20 protein-coding genes are annotated in these 22,415 nt (G+C 66.6%); 2 read left to right on the top strand and 18 right to left on the bottom strand.

Annotated elements, in window-relative coordinates; translation table 11 throughout:
- Window positions 1-22: 22 nt before the first annotated feature.
- Complete coding sequence (locus AB4Z16_RS16980) at window positions 23-448, bottom strand: DoxX family protein (protein WP_441512531.1); 426 nt, start codon at window positions 446-448, stop codon at window positions 23-25.
- Between the two features lie 194 nt (window positions 449-642).
- On the opposite strand from AB4Z16_RS16980, the gene AB4Z16_RS16975 reads away from it, so the two are divergent.
- Together AB4Z16_RS16975 and AB4Z16_RS16970 are read left to right on the top strand one after the other, a co-directional pair.
- Complete coding sequence (locus AB4Z16_RS16975; protein ID WP_441512530.1) at window positions 643-1,575, top strand: ring-cleaving dioxygenase; 933 nt, start codon at window positions 643-645, stop codon at window positions 1,573-1,575.
- Between the two features lie 135 nt (window positions 1,576-1,710).
- Window positions 1,711-2,334, top strand: a complete 624-nt coding sequence (locus tag AB4Z16_RS16970; protein WP_441512529.1) for an alpha/beta hydrolase — start codon at window positions 1,711-1,713, stop codon at window positions 2,332-2,334.
- A 295-nt stretch (window positions 2,335-2,629) separates the two neighbouring features.
- Here the strand turns inward: AB4Z16_RS16970 and AB4Z16_RS16965 are convergent, their stop codons facing one another.
- The 17 genes from AB4Z16_RS16965 to AB4Z16_RS16885 form a co-directional block, all read right to left on the bottom strand.
- The gene (locus AB4Z16_RS16965) at window positions 2,630-3,376 is read right to left on the bottom strand and encodes a class I SAM-dependent methyltransferase (protein WP_441512528.1); all 747 of its coding nucleotides are present in this window, start codon (window positions 3,374-3,376) and stop codon (window positions 2,630-2,632) included.
- 234 nt (window positions 3,377-3,610) lie between these two features.
- On the bottom strand, window positions 3,611-4,537 hold the full coding sequence (locus AB4Z16_RS16960; protein ID WP_441512527.1) for a DMT family transporter: 927 nt from the start codon (window positions 4,535-4,537) through the stop codon (window positions 3,611-3,613).
- A 197-nt stretch (window positions 4,538-4,734) separates the two neighbouring features.
- Window positions 4,735-6,891 (bottom strand): sodium-translocating pyrophosphatase, encoded by a 2,157-nt coding sequence (locus tag AB4Z16_RS16955; RefSeq protein WP_441512526.1) that lies wholly within the window; start codon window positions 6,889-6,891, stop codon window positions 4,735-4,737.
- Window positions 6,892-7,103: 212 nt separating this feature from the next.
- Window positions 7,104-7,904 (bottom strand): (S)-ureidoglycine aminohydrolase, encoded by an 801-nt coding sequence (gene allE, locus AB4Z16_RS16950; RefSeq protein ID WP_441512525.1) that lies wholly within the window; start codon window positions 7,902-7,904, stop codon window positions 7,104-7,106.
- Between the two features lie 31 nt (window positions 7,905-7,935).
- Window positions 7,936-9,138, bottom strand: coding sequence for an MFS transporter (locus AB4Z16_RS16945; protein WP_441512524.1), 1,203 nt, complete (start codon window positions 9,136-9,138; stop codon window positions 7,936-7,938).
- 37 nt (window positions 9,139-9,175) lie between these two features.
- Window positions 9,176-10,171: a thiamine-phosphate kinase gene (gene thiL, locus AB4Z16_RS16940; RefSeq protein WP_441512523.1), complete on the bottom strand. Its 996-nt coding sequence runs from the start codon at window positions 10,169-10,171 to the stop codon at window positions 9,176-9,178.
- The gene (gene nusB / locus AB4Z16_RS16935; RefSeq protein ID WP_441512522.1) at window positions 10,171-10,638 is read right to left on the bottom strand and encodes a transcription antitermination factor NusB; all 468 of its coding nucleotides are present in this window, start codon (window positions 10,636-10,638) and stop codon (window positions 10,171-10,173) included. The genes thiL and nusB overlap by 1 nt, the downstream gene beginning before the upstream one ends.
- On the bottom strand, window positions 10,635-11,144 hold the full coding sequence (gene ribH / locus AB4Z16_RS16930; RefSeq protein WP_441512521.1) for a 6,7-dimethyl-8-ribityllumazine synthase: 510 nt from the start codon (window positions 11,142-11,144) through the stop codon (window positions 10,635-10,637). The genes nusB and ribH overlap by 4 nt, the downstream gene beginning before the upstream one ends.
- A 185-nt stretch (window positions 11,145-11,329) precedes the next feature.
- Window positions 11,330-11,977, bottom strand: coding sequence for a riboflavin synthase (locus AB4Z16_RS16925; RefSeq protein ID WP_441512520.1), 648 nt, complete (start codon window positions 11,975-11,977; stop codon window positions 11,330-11,332).
- On the bottom strand, window positions 11,977-13,107 hold the full coding sequence (gene ribD / locus AB4Z16_RS16920; protein WP_441512519.1) for a bifunctional diaminohydroxyphosphoribosylaminopyrimidine deaminase/5-amino-6-(5-phosphoribosylamino)uracil reductase RibD: 1,131 nt from the start codon (window positions 13,105-13,107) through the stop codon (window positions 11,977-11,979). Before ribD ends, AB4Z16_RS16925 begins: the two co-directional genes overlap by 1 nt.
- Window positions 13,100-13,594: a transcriptional regulator NrdR gene (nrdR, locus tag AB4Z16_RS16915; RefSeq protein ID WP_441512518.1), complete on the bottom strand. Its 495-nt coding sequence runs from the start codon at window positions 13,592-13,594 to the stop codon at window positions 13,100-13,102. The genes ribD and nrdR overlap by 8 nt, the downstream gene beginning before the upstream one ends.
- A gap of 42 nt (window positions 13,595-13,636) precedes the next feature.
- Window positions 13,637-14,938: a serine hydroxymethyltransferase gene (gene glyA / locus AB4Z16_RS16910; protein WP_441512517.1), complete on the bottom strand. Its 1,302-nt coding sequence runs from the start codon at window positions 14,936-14,938 to the stop codon at window positions 13,637-13,639.
- A gap of 502 nt (window positions 14,939-15,440) precedes the next feature.
- Window positions 15,441-18,272, bottom strand: a complete 2,832-nt coding sequence (locus AB4Z16_RS16905) for an autotransporter domain-containing protein (RefSeq protein WP_441512516.1) — start codon at window positions 18,270-18,272, stop codon at window positions 15,441-15,443.
- Between the two features lie 287 nt (window positions 18,273-18,559).
- Window positions 18,560-19,804, bottom strand: a complete 1,245-nt coding sequence (locus AB4Z16_RS16900; RefSeq protein WP_441512515.1) for a L,D-transpeptidase family protein — start codon at window positions 19,802-19,804, stop codon at window positions 18,560-18,562.
- 299 nt (window positions 19,805-20,103) lie between these two features.
- Window positions 20,104-20,616 carry a transcriptional regulator LdtR gene (gene ldtR / locus AB4Z16_RS16895; protein ID WP_441468360.1) on the bottom strand — a complete coding sequence of 171 codons (513 nt, stop codon included), beginning with the start codon at window positions 20,614-20,616 and terminating at the stop codon, window positions 20,104-20,106.
- Window positions 20,617-20,880: 264 nt separating this feature from the next.
- Window positions 20,881-21,327, bottom strand: coding sequence for a DUF6163 family protein (locus tag AB4Z16_RS16890; RefSeq protein WP_441512514.1), 447 nt, complete (start codon window positions 21,325-21,327; stop codon window positions 20,881-20,883).
- The gene (locus tag AB4Z16_RS16885) at window positions 21,324-22,379 is read right to left on the bottom strand and encodes an enoyl-CoA hydratase/isomerase family protein (RefSeq protein WP_441512513.1); all 1,056 of its coding nucleotides are present in this window, start codon (window positions 22,377-22,379) and stop codon (window positions 21,324-21,326) included. The genes AB4Z16_RS16890 and AB4Z16_RS16885 overlap by 4 nt, the downstream gene beginning before the upstream one ends.
- Window positions 22,380-22,415: the final 36 nt, after the last annotated feature.

Raw genomic sequence — 22,415 nt, 5'->3', positions numbered from 1 at the left:
GATCCCAGCAAGTGCCGTCGGCTCAGGCAATGGCGGGCTTCGCCTGCCAATCGCTGCGACCGGACTTCAGCGCCAGCGCGCCGTCGCCGATGAGGGCATGGGCGAAAGCGGTGAGCGCCAGGAAAGCGGGGTATTCCCAACCGCCATTCGGAGCGTTGAAGACCCAGCCGTTCGGGGCGTGCACCGAGAGGGCGCCGAGCAGGATCGGGATGAGCGCCAGCGAGACATAGCGGCCGTAGAAGCCGAGGAGGATGGCGATGCCGCCGAGCAGCTCCGCGAGCATGATCGGCCAGGCGAGAGCGCCCGGCAGGCCGACCTGGCCGAGGAAACCGGTGAAGCCCGCAGGGGTGAAGATCACGAGCTTCAGATAGGCGTGGGCGATGAACATCAGGCCGAGCGCGACGCGCAGGCTGAGGGCGCCGTAAGGAGCAAGACGAGAGTCGATCATGGTGGTGTCTCCTGAGAACGGGACCGGTTGGTCTCGGGTCAGGATTTTGGATGAGCACGCACGCAAATCAAATTGTAAATCGATGCATCTTACATTGCAACAATGCAATGAATTACCTCTGGCGCTTTTGCGGTTCCGGGCCAATCTTTCGGCCAACAGGGCAGCCGCCCCGCATTATCCGGAGGACATTCACCATGCAGACCAACGGTCTTCACCACGTCACCGCCATTTCCGGCCCCGCCCGCCGCAATCTCGACTTCTACACCCGCGTGCTCGGCCTGCGCCTCGTCAAGAAGACGGTGAATTTCGATGATCCCGGCACCTATCACCTCTACTTCGGTGATGCCGATGCGGCGCCGGGCTCGATCCTGACCTTCTTTCCGTGGGAGCATGCCGCTCCGGGCCGGCTCGGCGTCGGCGAGACCCAGGAGACCGTCTTCCGGGTTCCCGAAGGCTCGATCGGCTTCTGGGCTCACCGCTTCGTCGAGCTGGGCGTGCCGCATGAAGCGCCCGCCAAGCGCTTCGGCGAAAGTGTGCTCAGCTTCCGCGATCCGGACGGGATGAGGCTCGCCCTCGTCGGCCTGCCCGGCGTCGAAAAGGAGCCGGCCTGGTCCGAGGGCAACATCGCGCCGGAGAACGCCATCCGCGGCTTCCACAGCGTCAGCCTGCTGCTGGCCGATGCGGCCCCGACGGGTGCAATCCTGAGCGACGTCTTCGGCTTCACCGAAGCGGCTCGCGAGGGCACGCTGATCCGCTACGAGGCCAAGGGGACCGCGATCGGCGGCGTGATCGACCTGCGCGTTGCCGGCGGATTCCTGCCGGCCCGCCAGGGCGCAGGCTCGGTGCACCACATCGCCTTCCGGGCCGGCGACGACGCCGTACAGGAGGAGATGGTGCGTCGCCTCGGCGAGAACCACGGCATCCGCACCACGGAGCAGCGCGACCGGAACTACTTCCGCTCGGTCTACTTCCGTGAGCCCGGCCATGTCCTGTTCGAAATCGCGACCGACATCCCCGGCTTCGCGGTCGACGAGCCGGCTGCCGAGCTCGGGCGGTCGCTGAAGCTGCCTGCCGGCCTCGAGGCCCATCGCAAGCAGATCGAAGCGGTTCTGCCGGAGCTTGCCTGACGACATCCTGCCGCCCGGCCGCAATCGGCGGGCGGCAGGCGATCATGCGAGGCGGATGGCCCGGCCCGCAATCCCACCGCCCTGCCCGCCCTTGTCGGGGGCAGGACGGCTCCGCTTTCCGAAGGGAGAATGACCATGAGCGATACGAAGACCGATACGGACTTCATCCATGTCTTCGAGGAGGGCAGTGATCCCACCCGCAAACCGCTGCTGTTGCTGCACGGCACCGGCGGCGACGAACGCGATCTCCTCTCGCTCGGCCGCACGGTCGCGCCGGGCGCGAGCCTGCTTTCGCCACGCGGCAAGGTGTTGGAAGGCGCGGCCCCGCGCTTCTTTCGCCGACTCGCGGAAGGTGTCTTCGACGAGGTCGATCTGCGTCGCCGCACGGACGAGCTGGCGGATTTCGTGCTGCAGGCGCGGGAGCGTTACGGCCTTCCCGCCCCGATCGCGCTTGGCTTCTCGAACGGCGCCAATATCGCGGCGGCGATGTTGCTGCAGCGTCCGGAAGCTCTGGCCGGCGCGGCGCTGCTACGCGCGATGATGCCCTTCGCGGATGCACCACGCGGCAGCCTCAACGGCAAGCCCGTGCTGATCCTCTCCGGAGCGCTCGATCCGATCGTGCCGGCGGCCAATGCCGATGGCCTGGCCTGCCAGCTCGAGGACAGCGGCGCGCAGGTCGAGCATCGCGTGCTGCCGGCCGGGCATGGCCTCGGACAGGCCGATCTCGGCTTGCTGCGCGACTGGCTGGCGCGGGTCTGAGAAGGCGGCGGGTTTTCCCGCCGCCGCTTCGGCTGGTATCGTCAGCCCGTGAGCGGAACGATGATCGCCAAGGCCACGGCAACGACGACAAGCGCGCGCAGCAACATGGCGCGGTGGCTCGAAAGTGGAATATCCGACGTACGCGATAGAGCGTGCATGACCGACTCCCATCAACGCGACAACGGCCGATGGTGACCTAGCGTTAGGTTAGTTGGCAAGCAGTATCGCCCCGTTAAGCGTGGACAACCACGCTTTCAGGCCGGTTTCATCGTCAAAAGGCCTATCTGCGGCTGCTTCAACCCCTGTCCTTGCGCACGACGGCATAGGCGTAGGTCGTGACGAAGCTCCAGCCTGTCCGAGCCGCCAGCGCATTGAAGGCATGGTCGAGCTGCTTCAGGCCGGGCATGCGATCGAAATAGCCATGCCCCCAGAAGCGCTGGATGTGGACATCGGTGAAGCCCGCCCGGTTCAGCATGGGTGTGAGCAGTGCCGGATTGCCGCGGCACCAATCATAGAGAGCCGGAAATTTCGGGTCGCCTCCGCCGTCGCGCCGCGCCGGAAAGAGCGCGTGAACAATGGCCCGTGAGGCCGTCTCCGGCAGGATATGGTTCAGAGCGAAGACCGGCGCCCACAATGTCGGGAAGAAGGCGAGCGCGACACCGCCTGGCGCTAGCAGCGCGTGGATGTTGCGCCAGGCCTGCTCGACGCCGTCGATATGCTCGAAGACCATGCGCGAGACCATCATGTCGTAGCTTCCGCGCGCGACATCCGGCTCCGAAAGATCGCCGGAGATATCGAAGCAGGCCGTCTTCAGGCCCGGGGGCGTCAAGGCGAGCTCGCCGGCGTCGATATCATTGACGATGAATTCGATGCCGGCAGCTCCCGCCTGCTCCCTCGTGAACAGCGGATCGCGCCCGCCGCCGATCTCGCAGATGCGGCGCAGGCCGAACTGGCGCGCCAAGGCGAGGATCGTCGGCTCGTAATTGTCCCATGCCCATTGCGAGTGCCAGTCCGGCGCAATGCGGTCAAAGTACTCGGCCATCGAGCCCGTTGCGGGACCGGACGCTTGCGAGGCCGGCTGCAAGCGAGCCGGTGCCGTGCTTGCCAGGGACATGCTTGCCTTCGCCTCCGTGTGCCCACGCTTCGGCATGTAAAATGGCCCTGCCCTAAGACGCCTGCAATCCTAGCCTTAATCCAAGGTTAACCGAAGGGTTGCGGTCACCTGCGGCAAGGCCTCTCCGCATGAGGTATCCCCAACGAACGGCACAAGCCGGGCTCAGCGCGGCGTGTCCGCGCGCCGTTCGGGCAATGTCATCGCCACCACTCCGAGCACGACGAGGCCGAGGCCGGTCCAGGCCGTCGAGCTCAGCCTCTCCCCCAGGAAGCCTATGCCGATGGCCACGCCGATCGGCACGCGCAGATAGGACACGGCCGTCGTCCCGACCGAGCCGAGCGAGCGGATCAGGCGGAAATAGATCGCGAAGGCGAGCGCCGTCGAGAAGACCGAGAGCGCCAGCAGCGCCAGGATCGATTCCTGCGATGGCGCCAGCGTCCAGGGCCGATCCACGACCAGCGCCGCCGGGATGAGCAGAGCCGTGCCAGCCAGCATCGAGCCCGCAGCCGGCAGCAGCGGGTCCATGCCGGCGAAATTGCGCCCGAACAGGGCCGCGCAGGCATAGGCGACGGTCGCCGCGACGATGGCAAGTTGCGGCAGGACGGCATGGCCGAGGCCGGAGAAGGCGTCGACGCCGACGATCAAGCTGACGCCGGCAATGCCGGCGACGACCCCGATTCCCTTGCGCCAATCCGGGCGCTGGCCCGGCTTCAACACCAGCGAGATCAGGAAGACGAAAACCGGCGTGGTGCCGTTGAGAATCGAAGCGAGGCCAGCATCGACGCTGCGCTCGGCCCAGGCGATCAGGGTGAATGGCACGACGCTGTTGAGCAGGGCCTGCGTCAGAAAGCGCTGCCATGACGCCGCATCCCGCGGCATCCGCAAGCCACGCCAGCGAATGACGGCAAGCAGGATCAGGCCTGCTATCAAGGTGCGCGCGGCGATCAGGGTCAACGGCGGAATCGTCTCCACGCCGATTTTGATGAAGGTGTAGGAACCGCCCCAGAGCGTGGCGAGCACGAGCAGCAGGGCAAGTTCGGTGGAGCGGTTCGGCACGGCGGCCGGGCTATCGAGCGCTTGCGTGGACATGATCTCTCCTCGGGTTGGCGAGACCATGCCAGCAACTCTGCGCGACAGCATGCGGCAACACTACGGTTTCGGCCGTAGCTTCAGAGCGTGATTCAACGGCCTATGGGATTGAATCAATCGCACCCGATAAGCCTTTGCTAGAAAAGAAGAACCCGCGGCTTTCGCCGCGGGTTCGGTCGTCACGACGACGCCTTCGGTCAGGAATGCGCCAGGATCGCCAGCAGCAGCAGGGCGATGATGTTCGTGATCTTGATCGCCGGGTTCACGGCGGGGCCCGCCGTGTCCTTGTAGGGGTCGCCGACGGTGTCGCCTGTGACCGAGGCCTTATGCGCCTCCGAGCCCTTCATATGGCGCACGCCGTCCTTGTCGACGAAGCCGTCCTCGAAGCTCTTCTTGGCGTTGTCCCAGGCGCCGCCGCCCGAGGTCATCGAGATCGCGACGAAGATGCCGGTGACAATGACGCCCAGCAGCATGGCACCGACGGCAGCGAAGGCCTGGTTCTTGCCGGCGATGGCGTTGATGACGAAGAAGGTCACGACCGGCGCCAGGACCGGCAGCAGCGAGGGGATGATCATCTCCCTGATCGCGGCCCGGGTCAGCATGTCGACGGCGCGGCCGTAATCCGGCCGGTCCTTGCCCTCCATGATGCCGGGCTTCTCGCGGAACTGCCTGCGCACCTCCTCCACCACCGAACCGGCGGCACGTCCGACGGCAGTCATGCCCATGCCGCCGAAGAGGAAGGGGATGAGTCCGCCGAGGAGCAGCCCGACGACGACGAAGGGGTTCGACAGCGAGAAATCGACTGTGACGCCCTTGAAGTACTGGAAGGTGGTCGAGCCCGCCTTGTTGGCCTCGGCCACGAAGAAATTCAGGTCCGAGGTATAGGCGGCGAACAGCACGAGGGCGCCGAGGCCGGCGGAGCCGATCGCGTAGCCCTTGGTGACGGCCTTGGTGGTGTTGCCGACCGCATCGAGCGCGTCGGTGGAGTGGCGGACTTCCTTGGGCAGGCCCGCCATCTCGGCAATGCCGCCGGCATTGTCGGTGACCGGGCCGAAGGCATCGAGCGCCACGACCACGCCGGCCAGCGCGAGCATGGCGGTCGTGGCGATGGCGATGCCGAACAGGCCGGCCAGGCTGTAGGCGACGATGATGCCGGCGACGATGACGATGACCGGCGCAGCGGTCGATTCCAGCGAGACCGCGAGACCCTGGATGACGTTGGTGCCATGGCCGGTGACCGATGCCTGGGCGATCGAGACGACCGGGCGCTTGCCGGTGCCGGTATAGTATTCGGTGATGATGACGATGCAGAGCGTCACGGCGAGGCCGACCAGCGCGCAGCCGAAGAGATTGCCTGAAGTGAAGCTGACGCCCTGCACGGTGGTGAAGGAGGCCGAGAAGCCGCCGAACATCAGATAGTTGACCACCGCGATCGCACCGACGGAGAGCACGCCCGCGGCGATGAAGCCCTTGTAGAGCGCGCCCATGATCGACTGGTTGGCACCGAGCTTCACGAAGAAGGTGCCGATGATCGAGGTGACGATGCAGGCCGCACCGATCGCCATCGGATAGAGCATCATTGTGCCCAACACTGGCTGGCCGGCGAAGAAGATCGCGGCGAGCACCATGGTCGCGACCAGCGTCACCGCATAGGTCTCGAACAGGTCGGCGGCCATGCCGGCGCAGTCGCCGACATTGTCGCCGACATTGTCCGCGATGGTCGCAGGGTTGCGCGGGTCATCTTCGGGGATACCGGCCTCGACCTTGCCGACGAGGTCGGCGCCGACGTCAGCGCCCTTGGTGAAGATGCCGCCGCCGAGACGGGCGAAGATCGAGATCAACGAGGCGCCGAAGCCGAGCGCCACCAGCGAATCGATCACCGTGCGGCTGGAGGGCTCGAAACCGAGATAGGATGTCAGGACGCCGTAATAGACGGCAACGCCGAGCAGCGCGAGGCCAGCCACCAGCATGCCGGTGACCGCGCCGGCCTTGAAGGCGACGTCGAGGCCCTCGCCCAGCGACTTCATCGCGGCCTGGGCCGTGCGGACGTTGGCGCGCACCGAAACGTTCATGCCGATGAAGCCGGCCGTGCCCGAAAGCACCGAACCGATCAGGAAACCGATCGCCACCCATTTGCCGAGCAGCCACGCGAGAACGAGAAAAAGCACGATTCCGACCATGGAAATCGTGAGATATTGGCGCTTGAGATAGGCTTGCGCGCCCTCGGCCACCGCGCCGGAAATCTCCTGCATGCGCTGGTTGCCGGCATCGCGCTTCATCACGTCGCCATAGGCCCAGATGCCGTAGGCTATCGACAGCGCACTCAATATGATGATGAGAAGCAGAGCTGACATTCGTTTTCCTGACCTTGAGCTTCCGAGCCGTCGGGAGCGCTGCCGCTCCTCTTTTGCAGCGTTGGACGTCAGGCAACGAAAAACGGGCCCTGAAGACTACAAGGCCCGCTCCGCGTCGCCAGTGTCAGGCGAATTTGTGGCAAGTTTCGGCGAAGAGCGCAAACGGCCACGCTTACAAATTTCGTCGAATGTCAGGCGAGCCTTGTCGCGCCTCAGAGTGCGACGTCGCGGTTGACGTTCTTGTAGAGCAGATAGCAGGCGTCGTCTTGGCCGGTCGGATAGAATTGCTGGGGGCAATAGCCGCCCATCCAGATGAAATCCTGCGCCCAGATCTCGTGCCATTCTTCGCCGAGCAAGTAGAGCCCCTGCCCTTCCAGCATGTAGAGGCCGTGCTCCATCACATGCGTCTCGACTGCCGGGAAGCAGACTCCAGGCTTGAACCACATCAGGTTCATCTCGAAGTCGAATCGCATGTCGCCATAGGGCAGCAGGAACTGGAAGCCGCGCCCTTCCTTGCCGGTGTGATTCGTCATCGGCACGGCGTCCTGATGCGACAGGATCGGCTCGGGCACGGCGAGGCCGGGGGCCGGCTCGTAGCGCTTGCGGAGCGCAAGAACGCGCGCCGGTCCCCCGCTCTCGTTGCGCAGCGTGAATAGCGTCGCCGGCGGGAGATAGGCGAAGCCGCCCGGTGCCAGCCCCCCTGCCGCCGCGCCGTCGATGGACAAGGCGACCTCGCCGGACAGGACGTAGAAGAAGTGCTGGACGCCATCCTCGCCGAAAGAAGCCGGCGTGCCGCCGCCCGGCGCGATTTCGAGAACATATTGGGCGAAGGCTGCGCCAAGGACCGGGGCGGCGAGCACGCGGACGATGGTGTCCTTATATTGCGGCAGGCGGCTGATCAGCACGCCTTCCGGCGGCATGAACGCATAGTTGGGGCGTACGACGCCGCGATTATGGCCAATCGCTCCCGGCGGCACGCGGCCGGTCGCGGGGGGAAACGCGCGGTTGCTCATCGGAAACTCCCGGAAGAAAGCGCCTCGCCCCTCAGGCGACGGCCGGACGCTGGAGACGCGCCCAGGCCACCATCGCCAGCGCGATTGCAACAGGCGGGAAGACGAGCCAGTTCACGCTGTCCCAGCCGCCATGGCTGAGCAGCCCGCCAGCCGAGAAGGAGGCGATGGCGACCGAGCCGAAGACGAGGAAGTCGTTGGCCGCCTGCACCTTCACCCGCTCCTCCGGCCGGTAGCAATCGGTCACCAGGGCAGTCGCGCCGATGAAGCCGAAATTCCAGCCGAGGCCGAGGAGGATCAGGGCCAGCCAGAAATGACCGACACTGAGACCGGTGAGGCCGACGACGGCAGCCAGTGCCGTCAGCACGAGACCGACGGATGTGATCGTGCCCTTGCCGAAGCGGGCGATCAGCCGGCCGGTGAAGAAGCTCGGCCCGAACATCGAGAGCACATGCCATTGGATGCCGAGGGCGGCATCGCCGACCGAATGACCGCAGGCAACCATCGCCATCGGCGCAGCCGTCATCACGAAGCTCATCAACCCATACGCAACCAGCGAGGCGGTGACGGAGGCGATGAACTTCGGTTGACGCATGATTTCGCCGAGCGGGCGCCCGCCACCGGAACGGACGGCCGCAACCCGCGGTGCACGGAGGCGGGAGACGATCAGGATGGCGATCAGCGCCAAGACGCCCTGCGCGAGGAAGCTCGCCGCGAACGGGGCCGAAGGCGTGAGATCGCGTGTCCAATAGACCGATTGCGGCCCGATGATGCCGGCGGCAAGACCGCCGAACATCACCCAGGAAATGGCGCGGGGCCGAAATTCCTCGCTCGCCGTATCGGCCGCGGCGAAGCGATAGCTCTGGACGAAGGAGCCGTAGAGCCCGCAGACAAATGTGCCGATGCAGAACAGCCAGAACAGGCGCAGCGTCGCACCGCCGGCGGCGAGGCTCGCTCCCGTTGCGCCGACGAGCGCGCCGATCAGATAGCCGCTGCGCCGCCCGATGCTTCGCATCACCATCGCAGCCGGAATTACTCCGACGGCGATGCCGAGCTGAAGCAGGCTGACCGGCACCGTCGCGAAGGCCTGGTCGGCGACGAGCTGCGCGCCGACGATGCCGCCGAGAGAAACGATGATCGCGGGATTGGCACCGCCGAGCGCCTGTGCGCCGGCCAGCACCAGAGCATTGCGCTTCGCGAGCCTGTCGCCATCGAGGACCGGAACATGCTGGTTCATCACAATGCCGCCTCGCGGTCGCAGTGACGCGCCGCTGTCAGAAGTGAGAGAAGGAGCCTTGCGCGAAACTGCGCAATCCACCCTTCTCGCGATATTCAACCACGCCGGCCTCTGCGGTGATCCGCCCGATCGGCGTCAGCGGAAGCATTGCCTCCTTTGCCGCCGCGATCAGAGCAGGATATTCCCCTTCTGAGGCCGTACAGAGAATTTCGTAGTCGTCTCCGCCGGTCCAGGCCAGTTCCGCCAGTGCGGGATCGGCCATGACCGCCGCGCGGACCGCCGACGAGAGCGGGACGGCATCGAGAGTGATCTCGGCGCCCACCCCCGAGGCCCTCAGCAGCTTGGCGAGATCACCGACAAGACCGTCCGAGACGTCCATCGCGGCCGAGGCGTGGCGCTGCAACGCCGTCGCAAGCGCATGGCGGGACTGCGGATGCAGATAGCGATCGATGAGGAAGGCGCGGTCCTCGGAGACGAGTGCAGCGACCCAGCCCGGTTTGTCCGGGCCGTGCACCTTCAGCCCAAGCGCGCCGTCTCCCATAGTGCCGGAGACGAGCACCACATCCCCCGGCTTCGCGCCGGAGCGCCGGACCATCCGCCCTGCCGGAACGGTGCCGAAGGCGGTGATCGACAGGGTGAGCGGCCCCGCCGTCGAGACGGTGTCACCGCCAATCAGCGGGCAGGCGGCGGCTTCGGCGATGCGGGCGAGGCCTGCCACGAAACCGGCGAGCCAGGCTTCGGTCCAGCCGCGCGGCAAGGCGAGCGTGAGGACGAAGCCCTCGGGCTTCGCGCCCTTGGCCGCGAGATCGGAGAGATTGACGGCCAGTGCCTTCCAGCCAATCGCCTCCGGTGGATCGTCGGCAAAGAAGTGCACGCCGGCGACCAGCGCATCGGCCGTGACGACGACCTCATAGCCGCGGCCCGGCCGCAGCAGGCCGGCATCATCGAGCAGCCCAAGCCCGCCCGGCCCGGCGATCGGCGCGAAATAGCGGGCGATCAGCTCGAATTCACCCGGGCGGGAGGTTTCGGACATCAGGCCGCCGGTGCGTCGAACTCGTCGGCGCGGAAGTCGCGGGCCATGCGGTCGAGCACGGCGTTGACCATGCCGATCTCGTCGCCCTCGTAGAAGGCGCGGGCGACCGCGACATATTCGGAAATGACGGCGCGAGCCGGCACGTCCTTGCGGAAGGCAAGCTCATAGGCGCCGGCGCGCAAGATCGCGCGGACCACGGCCTCGACCCGCTTCAGCGGCCAGTCCTTGGCCAGCAAATCGTCGACAGTGCGATCAACCAGGCGCTGCTCACGGACGACGCCGCCGAGAATGTCGCGGAAGAAGGCGATCTCCGCCTCCGGCAACTCGATCTCCTCGACCTCCTTGCCGATCCAGAAATGCTCGAACTCGGCCATCGCCTCGACGACGCCACGGCCGCCGATTTCCATCTCGTAGAGCGCCTGCACGACCGAGAGCCGCGCCCCGCGCCGCTTCTCGGCGCGGCTCATTGCGATTGCTCCACCAGGGAGCGCTTGTAGCGCAGCACGGCGAGCGCGGCTTCCGCCGCGCCACCGCCCTTGTTCATGTCCGAGCGGTTGGCACGGGCCCAGGCCTGAGCGTCGTTCTCGACGGTCAGAATGCCGTTGCCGAGCGGCAGAGCGAAGGCGACCGAGAGATCCATCAACGCGCGCGAGCTTTCGCCGGCGACGATGTCGTAATGGCCGGTCTCGCCGCGGATCACCGTCCCGAGCGCGACGACGGCTTCATAGGGATCGACGGCCTCGTCGGCGGCGCGCAGGCCGATGACGATGGCGGAGGGGATTTCCAGCGCGCCGGGGACGGTGACGACATCGACGCGGCAGCCGGCTTCTTCCAGCACGGCGACGGCGCCGGCCAGCAGCTCATCGGCGAGCTTGTCATAGAATCGCGCCTCGACGACGAGGACGCGGGCGCCGTCGATCTCGACGGCGGAAGTTGCGGCCTTATCGGCCGAGGTCTGCCGGGGTCCGGCCATTTCTTCTATCCTTCTTGCACACGGTCCAGTCGACGCGATCGGGCCGCACAGCGCTCGTCACGAGGAGCCATTTCGACAGAAATGGCGTCTCGAAGGATGATCCAGAGCGGGCTGGAACATCCGTCGAGACGCCGCTTCGCGGTTCCTCAGGATGAGGGCTCGAATTCTTGAGTTGAAGCAGGCTCTTACCCCTGCGGGCGCGCCTCCGCAAGCCGCGCGGCATACCGTGCCATCAGATCGACCTCGAGATGAACGGGGTCGCCCTCCTTGCGCTGTCCCCAGGTGGTGACGGCGAAGGAGTGCGGAATCAGCAGAACAGTGAAGACATCGTCCTCCACCGAATTGACCGTCAGCGAGGTGCCATCAAGGCAGATCGAGCCCTTGGTCGCGATAAAGCGGGCGAGCTCCTGCGGCGCGCGGATGTGGAAACGCGCGGTCGCGCCCCAGGGCTCGTCCGGGTCGGCCTCGATCGCATCGATCTTCAGGATGCGGGCGATACCGTCGACATGGCCGGTGACGAGATGGCCGCCAAGCTCCTCGCCGACCTTGAGCGAGCGCTCCAGATTGACCTGCGTGCCCGGCTCCCAATCGCCGACGGTCGTCTTCGCCAGCGTCTCCGCCGCGGCCTCGACCTGGAACAGGCAACCCATCGCGCCGTCCGTGCGGGGCCTCAGCGCCGTGACCGTCAGGCAGACGCCAGCGCAGGCGATCGAGGCGCCGATTGCGATGCCTTGCGCCTCATAGGGGCAGGCGATGGCGAAGCGCTTGAGGCTCGGCCCCTTGCGCTCAGCCTCCACGACCTCGCCGATGGCGGTGACGATGCCGGTGAACATCAGCCTCTCCTCACGAAATGCTCGAAACGGTCCTGACCGATCAGCCCGGTCTCGGCAAGGGCGTATAGATCGGGCGCGGCCAACAGCCCGGCAAGCCCCGGACGCACGGCAACGATGCCGGGCTGCCCCAGCGTTTTTGGCGAAGTGGAGACGATCACCTCGTCGGCAAGACCAGCCAGCGCCAGCTTCTCGCCTATGCGCGGGCCGCCCTCCGAGAAGACGCGGGTGATTCCGCGCGTGCCCAGCAGCGTCAGCGCTTCGCGCAGATCGAGATGGCCGTCGCTACCGGCCGAGACGCGCATGACCTCGACGCCGGCGGCGACCAGGGCCTCTTCGGGCTCGACCGGCGCGGTCTCTGCCGCGATGATCCAGACGGGCACCTCGCGCGCCGTGCGCACGAGCTTCGAGTCAAGCGGCAGGCGCAGATGCGTGTCGAGGATGACGCGGATCGGCGAGCGCGCGGCCAGACCGGGCAGGCGCACGGTGAGCTGCGGGTCGTCCGAGAGCACCGAGTTGACGCCGAGCATGATCGCATCGTGATGGGCGCGCTGCAGATGCACCCAGCCGCCGGCCACCGGGCTGGAGACTGCGATGGGCGTGCCCCCTGCCCCCCCGGCATAGCCATCTGCCGTGCGGGCGATCTTGAAGGTCACCATGGGCCGTCCCTGCGTGATGCGCAGGACATGGCCGCGATGGGCGCGCTGCGCCTCGTCCTCAAGCACGCCGACGGTGACCTCGATACCCGCCGTGCGCAGCAGCGCATGCCCGAGACCCGCGATGAAGGGGTTGGGGTCCGACATCGCCGAAACGACCCGCTTCACGCCCGACAGGATGGTGTGTTCGACACAGGGAATGCCGCCGCGCACCGAACGATGCGAGCAGGGTTCGAGCGTGACATAGAGCGTGCCACCCATCGACGCAGCACCGGCCCGCGAAAAGGCATGCGCCTCGCCATGCGGCCGCCCACCGGGCTGGGTCAGGCCGCGAGCAACGACGATCGGCCCATCGGGGGTGTCGCGGGTGATGAGGGCGCCGACGGAGGGATTCGGCCAGGTCGCGCCGAGATTGCGGGCGCCATAGGCGAGCGCCTGCGCCATGAAGGCGCGATCGACCGCGCTGCGGTCAGTCATCGGCGCGGCGCGGTGGGGCGGAGACGCCCTCCTCCTCGACGGTGCCGAGCTGGCCGAGCAGTTCCTCGAAGTCCTTCGCCTCGCGGAAATTCTTGTAGACCGAAGCGAAGCGGACATAGGCGACGTCGTCGAGGCCCTTCAGCCCCTCCATCACCAATTCGCCGATGGTCGAACTCGGAATCTCCGTCTCGCCCGAGCTCTCAAGCTGGCGGACGATGCCGTTGACCATGCGTTCGATGCGCTCCGGCGCGACGGGGCGCTTGCGCAGAGCATGCGCAATCGAGGTCTCCAGCTTATCCCGATCGAACGGCGCACGCCGGCCCGAGCGCTTGACCACCGTCAATTCGCGCAGTTGCACGCGCTCGAAGGTGGTAAAGCGGCCGCCGCAATCGGGGCAGACCCGGCGGCGGCGGATCGAGGCGTGGTCGTCGGTGGGACGGGAGTCCTTCACCTGCGTATCGAGGGAGCCGCAATAGGGACAGCGCATTCCGGTTCGCCAGCTTTTCTCAGAGCCCCTTCGAAACCGCCCTCAATAGATCGGGAAGCGCGCCGTCAGCGCCTTGACCTTGACCGTCACGGCCTGCTCGACCGCGGCATTGCCTTCCTCGCCATGGGCGGCAAGACCGTCGAGCACCTCGGCGATGAGCTCGCCGACCTGCTTGAACTCGGCGATGCCGAAGCCGCGCGAGGTCGCAGCCGGGGTGCCGAGGCGGATGCCCGAGGTGGTCATCGGCTTCTCCGGGTCGAAGGGGATGCCGTTCTTGTTGCAGGTGATGTGGGCGCGGCCGAGCGCGGCCTCGGCCGCCTTGCCGGTCAGCTTCTTCGAGCGGAGATCGACCAGCATCAGGTGGTTGTCGGTGCCGCCGGTGACGAGGTCGAAGCCCTTCGCCTTCAGCGTCTCGGCCAGCGCCTTGGCGTTGGCGACGACAGCGTGGGCATAGGTCTTGAACTCCGGCTGCAGCGCCTCCTGGAACGAGACCGCCTTGGCGGCGATGACATGCATCAGCGGCCCGCCCTGAATGCCGGGGAAGATCGCCGAGTTGATCTTCTTCGCCAGCGCCTCGTCATTGGTCAGGATCATGCCGCCGCGGGGGCCGCGCAGGGTCTTGTGCGTCGTGGTGGTGACGACATGGGCGTGCGGGAATGGCGAGGGATGCGCGCCGCCGGCGACGAGCCCGGCGAAATGGGCGATGTCGACCATGAAATAGGCGCCGACCTTGTCGCAGATCTCGCGGAAACGGGCAAAGTCCCAGTGGCGGGCATAGGCCGAGCCGCCGGCGACGATGACTTTCGGCTTGTGCTCGATGGCGAGGCGCTCCATCGCGTCATAGTCGATGGTCTGGTCGACGACGCAGACGCCGTAAGAGACGACGTTGAACCACTTGCCGGACTGGTTGACCGGCGCGCCATGGGTCAGGTGCCCGCCGGCGGCGAGATCAAGGCCCATGAAGGTGTCGCCGGGCTGCATCAGCGCCATGAAGACGCCCTGGTTGGCCTGCGAGCCGGAGTTCGGCTGGACATTGGCGAAGTTGCAGTCGAACAGCCGGCAGGCGCGCTCGATGGCGAGCTTCTCGGCGATGTCGACGAACTGGCAGCCGCCATAGTAGCGCCGGCCCGGATAGCCTTCGGCGTATTTGTTGGTCATCACCGAGCCCTGCGCCTCGAGCACCGCGCGGGAGACGATGTTCTCGGAGGCGATCAGCTCGATCTCGTCGCGCTGGCGGCCGAGCTCCAGATCGATGGCGCGGGCGATCTCGGGATCGGCGTCATGCAGCGAAGCGCCGAAGAAGGAGTTCGAGAGGTGCTTGTCGGCGGCGGCGTCATGGCTCATGGCGGGGCTCCATCGGCGCTGTATCATCGCCCACCAACGGCGTGCGACCCTGCGCGGCATGCGGTGCGAAGGCTTTGCGGAATCCGCGCGCGCGATCCCGCTGTCGCGGGTCCCGTAGCACTCGGGGCGCGCCTTTCCAAGCGTGAAGCGGATGACACGAGCGCAAGCAGCTCAAAAAATCCAAGGCGCCTCCCCGACCGACCAAGGAGCACGGCCCCGGGTCGCGATGACGGCCGGCCCGGAACCATGCCGGTGAAGACGAACGCTCCGCAAATTTAGGGCATCGCCTGCTCGGCTGCAGCGGTTTCACCACGAGTCTGCTCTCGGGCGCGCCGGCTTTCGCCGACAACCCCGAATCGGATGAGGCAACCGGGCTTCGCCTGCTGGCCGGCTCGCTTCTATCGGCGCCGGGGGACTGACATTCGCAGCCGGGCGAAAAGGGACGGCAAGGATCGCCAGCACCGCCGATCGTGCCGAACACATGATGCCGCGCGGTGGCCCGCTACCAGGTCGCGCGCAATCCCGCCGTCACGGCATGGGCGGTGTCATCCGCGTTGAGACGGACATCGTAATCGGCGATGAGCGTCACATTGCGGCCGGCCCGCGTCGACAGGCCGATGCCCAGGATCGCGCTATCGCGCGCCACCCGCGCGCCCTGCACGGCGAAGCTTGCCGCCGACGCCCCGATGAAGGCGGTGTCGAGGACGACGGCATCGTCGAGGAATTCGTGCTGCCAGCGGCCGCGCGCCTCGATCGCGATCCGGTTCGCACCAAGGTCGAACTGCCGGGTGAGACGGGCGCCGAGGCTGCCGAGCAGGCTCGATGCCGATTGCCAGCCGCTGGTCAGGCCGATGCTGCCGGCGCCGGTCTCGGCAAAGCCATCCTGCCGCACGTAGGTATAGCGCAGCCCGGCCAGCGGCTCGATCGTCGACCAGCCGAGTTCGACGGCATAGGCCGCCTCGAGAGCGCCGGTGAAGCGGTCGCCGCCGTAATCAGCGTCGGCTCGACGCGAGATGCCGCCGAAGCTGATGCTGCGCTGGCTCTCGAGATCGAGGCGGGCATAGCCGAGGACACCGTCGAGGCGCAGCGGCCCGCTCGCATAGCTGCCATAGAACGCGCCGTCATAGGCCTTGATGCTGCCCTTGCCGGCGAACTGCCGGAAATCGATATCGGTGCTGGACAGGCCGAGGCTGAAGCCGAGCAGCAGAGCGGGCGTGACCTGCCGATCGAAGCCGCCGGCCACGCCGCCGCCGCGGTAATCGGCGCCGCCGGCATTGGCATCGCCGCCGACCCTGCCGGCGAGGCCATAGCCACGCAGCCAGGCATTTTGGGAGGCCCCAGCCTCGCCCCAGGGTGCAGCCTGGCCGGAGGGCAGCCGCGCCAGCAGCGCCGCAGCCGGGCTGATTGCCCCACCCGACGCATAGGCCATCGCCGTATGCCCCGCCGTCGGCTCGACCTGGCCGGAGCGCAGATCGGTCAGGCGTTGCGCGATCATTCCGCCGAAGGGCGCGAAGCCGCCGAGTGCGATCGTACTGAGGCTGGCATGCGCCGCGCCCGAGAGGCCGGACAGCGCCGCGCGGGCGCCGTCGCGCGTGCCGGCGGCCTGGAGCAGGGTGGCCACGCCGCGCAGATCGGCATCGGCACCGACAAGGCCGCGCTCCAGAGCGGAGCCGGCAGCGCATTGATTGGCCGAGGCGCAGACGCCGGGCGCGTCGAAGGGGAGCGTACGGATGTCGAGATGCGCCGTGTTCGGCTCGTAGCGCAGGCTGGCCTGGACGAAGGGTGCCGAGCCGTCTCCGAAGGGACCTTCGACGCCTTCGAAGCGGCCGATGAGGCCCTGCCCGGCGGTGATCACCGGCATGGTCAGGAAGCGCGGCAGCAGTTGCGGGCCGCCGGCCAGCGCTACCTGACCGGCAAGGCTAGCCGTTCCCGTCACGGCGAGACGATTCTGCCCGCCCGTCGCGTCGAGCTGCTGGACCAGGAATCCGCCGGCCTGCTGCACATAGCTGCCGTTGACGGTCAGCGTCCCGACGCCGCGGTTGTTGCCGGCCCAGACCGCGCCGGCATTGTCGACATAGCCGTTGACGACGCCGGTGCCGGCAAGCGTGCCCGCCGGCGCGACGCTGGTGGCCGAGGCGATGCTGCCCATGACGGTGAGAAAGCCGCCCTCGACCCGCGTCGCGCCGGCATAGGCGCTGTGGCCGGTCAGGACGAGTTCGCCGTCGCCGCGTTTGACGAGGCCGCCTGCGCCGACAATATCGTTCTCGAAGAAGGCGACGCCGCCGGGCTGTTCGACGACGAAGTCGCCCCAGTCGAAGCGGCCGGGGCCGAGCACAGCCTTGCCGACATCGAGCAGGCCGTATCCGAAGATTTCGTCGACGCCCGGCGGGCCAATGTCCTTGGCTGTGCCGAGCAGGGTCTGGCGCACCTGGTCGGCGCTGAAGAAGGGAAACATCTGCCAGACCAGCGCCGCTGCGCCCGATACATGGGGAGCGGCGAAGGAAGTCCCGTAGACCCTGGAATAGCCGCCGCTGTTGTTGGCCACGACAATGGGATCGTTGGGATAAGGGTCGGGATACCACCAGTCGCCGCCGCCGGGGGCCGCGAGGCACCAGTTCTTCGCCACACCGCAGCGGTTGGTGTAGAACGGCTCATAATCGGGGCCGAGGGCCATAACCGCCAGCCAGCCGCGCTCCAACTCCGGGAAGAGATAGGGCAGCCCGGCCTCGGCGCTCGGTTGATTCCGGCCTTCATTCGCCGTGCCCCAGATGCTGAGAATTCCTGCGGCAACAGCGCGTCGATAGGCGGGGATGCCTGCCGGGTACTCCGACTGGTAGCTGCCGCTCGTGAATGCCGTAATCGGGCGTTCATCGCCGTAGCTGTTATTGATGATGCGGACGCCGCGCGCCTGCAGATCGGCATAGGCTCTCATCGTGAAAGCCACTTCCGTATATCCCAACTCGACTTCCGTTCCAGCGACGACGAGCGAGGCGCCGGGCGCGACCCCGTGCACGCCCTTGCCGTCACGGTTGGCGGCGATGACTGATGAAACGCTCGTGCCGTGCCCGCTGCGATCGATCGGCTGCGCCGTTTCGGTGGGATAGTCGTAACCCCCGGCATATCGGCCGATGAATTCAGGATGTGCGGCAAAGATCCCGGAATCGATGACTCCGATCAGCACACCCGTACCATCGACGCCGCGCGCATAGGCATTCGCGGCGTTGATATAGTCGAGCCCCCACTGGGCCAAGTATTCGGGTGTGCGCCAGCTCTGGGGATCGGTGAGCGGGCCGCGCGACTGAGCCGCGGCGACATTCGTGAGAGCCGTCGACACCAGAAAGGCTGCAACGGTAGGCTTAGCCAGGAAATTCACGCAGCCCCCGAGACATCGGCGCAAGGCTCCATCCGGACGCGCCGGCTAAGAACCTGCCCACAGGCGGCCGGAGGGTCAACGCGAACCAGTGGCCGGCGCCTAGGCCGACAACGCATGGCTTCGGTTAGGGCCGCGGAAGCGCCGGGTGCTTTCTGTCACCTCGATCGCAGTGCGCCGCACTGGCTCCGGCCAGCAAAAAGCCCGCCGTCTCCGGCGGGCTTCATCGCTCTCGAGAGCCTCTCGGCCGTTCAGATGTCCTGATCGCCCTGAAGGGCCGCTACCGGCGCCGGGCCGAGGCCGTCCTTGTTGTAGATGTCGTCGCGGAACTGCACGCCGCCATCGGCCGTCGCCCACGCCGTGACATAGACCCAGTAGCAGGCCACCGGGTCGGAAATGCGGGCGTTGACGCGCTGCCCCGACTGAATGACCTCGTCGATCTTGGCGCGGTCCCAGCCGGGGGTGTTCTTCAACAGCCAGGCGACATAGTCGCGCACGTTCTGGACGCGCATGCAGCCTGAGGAGACGAAACGGTAATCGTCGCCGAAGATGCCCTTCGACGGCGTGTCATGCATGTAGACACCGTGCGGGCTGGGGATGTTGATGCGCACGAAGCCGAGCGAGTTGAAGTCGCCGCCCGGATCCTGCCGGAAGGTATAGCGCGTCGCCTCGTCCGAGTTCCAGTTCACGCTGGCGGGCGAAATCTCGCCGCCGCTCGGCGAGATGATGCGGATCTTGTTCTCGGCAAGATAACCCGGCTCCTTGCGCATCTTCGGGATCAGATCCTTGCGGATGATCGAAGCGGGAACCGTCCAGGTCGGGTTGAAATTGACTTCGGGAATCCGGGTCTGCAGCAGCGGCGACTGGCGGTCGATCTTGCCGACGCCGGCGGCGTGACGCGTCGCGACATGGCCGTTCTCGACGGTCTCCACCATCGCCGCGGGGATGTTGGCGACGACATAGCGGCCGCCGAGATTGCCGGACCAGGTGCGCAGGCGCACGACATTGGTCTCGAGCTGGCGGATGCGGCGGTCGATCGGGACGTTGAGCGCGACCACCGTGGCGCGGTTGATCGTGCCGGTGGTGGACAGGCCGACGCGCGACTGGAAGCGGCGCACACCTGCCTCGACATAGGAGTCATAGACTGCGCTGTCGCCTGCGGCCGCATCGAGGTCGCCGGTGACGATCAGGCGCTGGCGCAGAGCCACAACGCCCGGCCCCCTGGCGCCGACGCCCATGCGCTCCGGCAGCTGGACCTGCGGCCAGCCGCCACGGGCGGCGAGATCCCGATAGGCGGCGATCGCCTGCTCGGTAGCCTGCAGCGATTCCGGCGAAAGCATCGGCGTGGAGGAGCGGAGGACGGCGTTGCGCGGACCCGCATCGTAGCTCTGCCGCCACTCCGCCTGCTGGGCGAGCGCCGGGGCTGCGGCGGCCGTGGCGGCGCCCGAGAGCAGGGCCAACACGGTTTCGCGGCGAGTCAGGCTCAGTTGCGACATCTCATCCCTCTTCAAGACTTCACGCATGCAGGCAGGCCGCATAAAAACGTCGCCAAGAAGGCGACGCTGGCGCCGGACTGCCACAACAACCTCATGGCCGATGACGGTGTCCTAGCACGGTTAACGAGGCGTGATGACAGAGGCGAATTTAGGGCATGGCATGGTTTTGCCCCATGCATGGCAACAAAGTCACAGTCGATCCCGAAGCCCTGCGGGAATCGCGCCGACGCGGCCGAGACAGGTCCCAGCCGCGCAACAGGCAGGCAGATCGGCGAAGCCGTCGTTAAGCGACGGAGACGTCAGAGCTTGTAGCGGATCTGGTCGGTCCAGAAGCGCTCCAGGCGCAGCAGCGCGTTGTTCATGCGCTCGAAGTCATCCGCCGCGATGCCGCCGATCTGCTCGACGGTGCGGACATGCTTGTCGTACACGCCCTTCACGATATCGTGCACTTCGGTGCCCTTGTCGGTCAGGCTGATCCGGACCGAGCGACGGTCGATGCGCGAACGGGCGTGGTGGAGATAGCCGAGTTCGACCAGCTTCTTCACATTGTAGGACACGTTCGAGCCGAGATAGTAGCCGCGGGTGCGCAGCTCGCTGGCGGACAGCTCGGCATCGCCGATGTTGTACAGCAGCAGGGCCTGCACGCTGTTGACGTCGTCACGGCCGCGGCGCTCGAACTCGTCCTTGATGACATCGAGAAGCCGGCGATGCAGCCGCTCCACCAGGGTGAGCGACTCAAGATAAAGAGGCTTCACGTTGAGTTCGGCCTCTTTAGTCTTGGCAACATCCAAAGTCTTGACGCTCGCTTTCATGGTATATCCTGCCTGTTGTGTGTCGGCCAGGATTTGTCTCCCGGTCCGCTTCTGAAAAACACCATAAGCAGGGGCGGATGAAAACGAGTTTAAATATCAGGATGAATCAGGGATTTACCCCTTTGGGTGAATCGTAAGTGAAGCTAGAAACGCTTAAGCTAAAGCGATTCTTACCATGACTCGACGCAATCGAAGCGCTGGCCGCCGCGTTTGGAGCGCTGCGAGAACGCCGTGCGAGGGGAAGATCGTAGCGGCGATCGATCGCTACTCCGCCTCGTTCTCCGCCGCCCAGGTGGCGAGGAAATAGACGGCCATCAGCCCGACATAGAGCACTACGAGCCATGCCGTCATCGGCACGAAGCGCGGGAAGAAGAAGCCCAGCAACATCTGGCTGATCGCCGCCAGAAGCCAGAGCACGCCACCCCAGGTGGAAGTCAGCCAGAGGCCGACAGCAGCGACGAGGTCGATCACGGCGAAGTAGACGATGATGGCCTGATAGCTCAGCAGCCGGTTTTCGAAGGGCGGCTGCGGATTGCCGGGCAGGCCAAAGATCACGGCCCAGGCGGTGAGCCCCTTGGCGAGCCAGAAGGCCGAGAGCAGGCGCAGGAACCAGACGAGCAGGAGCTGCCACCGGCCTCGCCGCTTCTCGCCATCCTCGCCGGACCTCGCACCGCGCAGAGCCTCGCCATCGCCACCCAGACCCAAGCTCAATCCTCCAGCTCGAGTTCGTCGGCGCCGAGCGGCGCAAAATAGGCGTCGATATCGGCCTGCCTGACGGCATCGAGCGTCGCCGGCTGCCAGCGCGGCGCCTGATCCTTGTCGATCACGACAGCGCGCACGCCCTCATAGAAGTCATGGCCGCGCGCAATGCGCGACACGATGCGGAACTCGGTACGCATCGCCTCGGCGAAATCGAGGCCGGCGCCACGCCGCATCTGCTCGAAGGCGATGGCGACGCTGGTCGGCGATTTGGTGGCGATGGTCTGCAGCAGCTTGGCTGCGAAGGCGCTGCCGCTGGCGGCGGCCTTGTTCAGGCCTGCGATCACCACCGGCAAGGTCTCCCCGCCGAAGGCATCTGCGATCACCGCGCGCTCAGCCTGCAGGGGGCCCGGCCCTCGCTGGAGACTGAAGGCGGCGAGGATCTCGTCGAGCGCGCCACGACCCGTCAGCGCATCGGCCAGTTCCGCCATCCGCTCGCTCGGCACGCCATGGGTGGCAAGCCCGACCGTGAGCGCATCGGCGGCGCCGACACGCTCACCCGTCAACGCCAGGAAGCGGCCGAAGCCGTCGTCGAGACGCGGCAGCGCATAAGTCGCGCCGACATCGGGGAAGAAGCCGATGCCGACCTCGGGCATGGCGAAGAGATAGCGATCGCCCGCGATGCGGTGGCTGCCATGCAGCGATATGCCGACGCCGCCGCCCATGACGATGCCGTCGATCAGCGCGACATAAGGCTTGGGATAAGTCTTGATGCGGTGATTGAGGATGTACTCCTCGCCCCAGAAGGCGAGCATCTCGTCACGTCGCCCGGCCTTGCCGCAATCATGCAGCCAGCGGATGTCGCCCCCTGCCGAGAAGGCCTTCTCGCTCGTGCTGATGACGACGATGCGGGTGACCTGCGGATCGTTCTCCCAGGCGTCGAGCGCGCGTGCGAGCTCGCGGACCATGCCGAGGCTCAGGGCATTCAGCGCATTCGGCCGGTTGAGCACCACGACGCCGGCGGCGCCGCGGATCTCGCAGATGATCTCCTGGTCCTGCGTCATGGTCCGATCCTGCTTCCGTGGGCAGCGGTTCTGGAA

The organism is Allobosea sp. TAF32, from assembly GCF_052113585.1.
Classification (GTDB): Bacteria; Pseudomonadota; Alphaproteobacteria; order Rhizobiales; family Beijerinckiaceae; genus Allobosea.
This window is presented reverse-complemented; position numbering and strand designations above follow the sequence as displayed.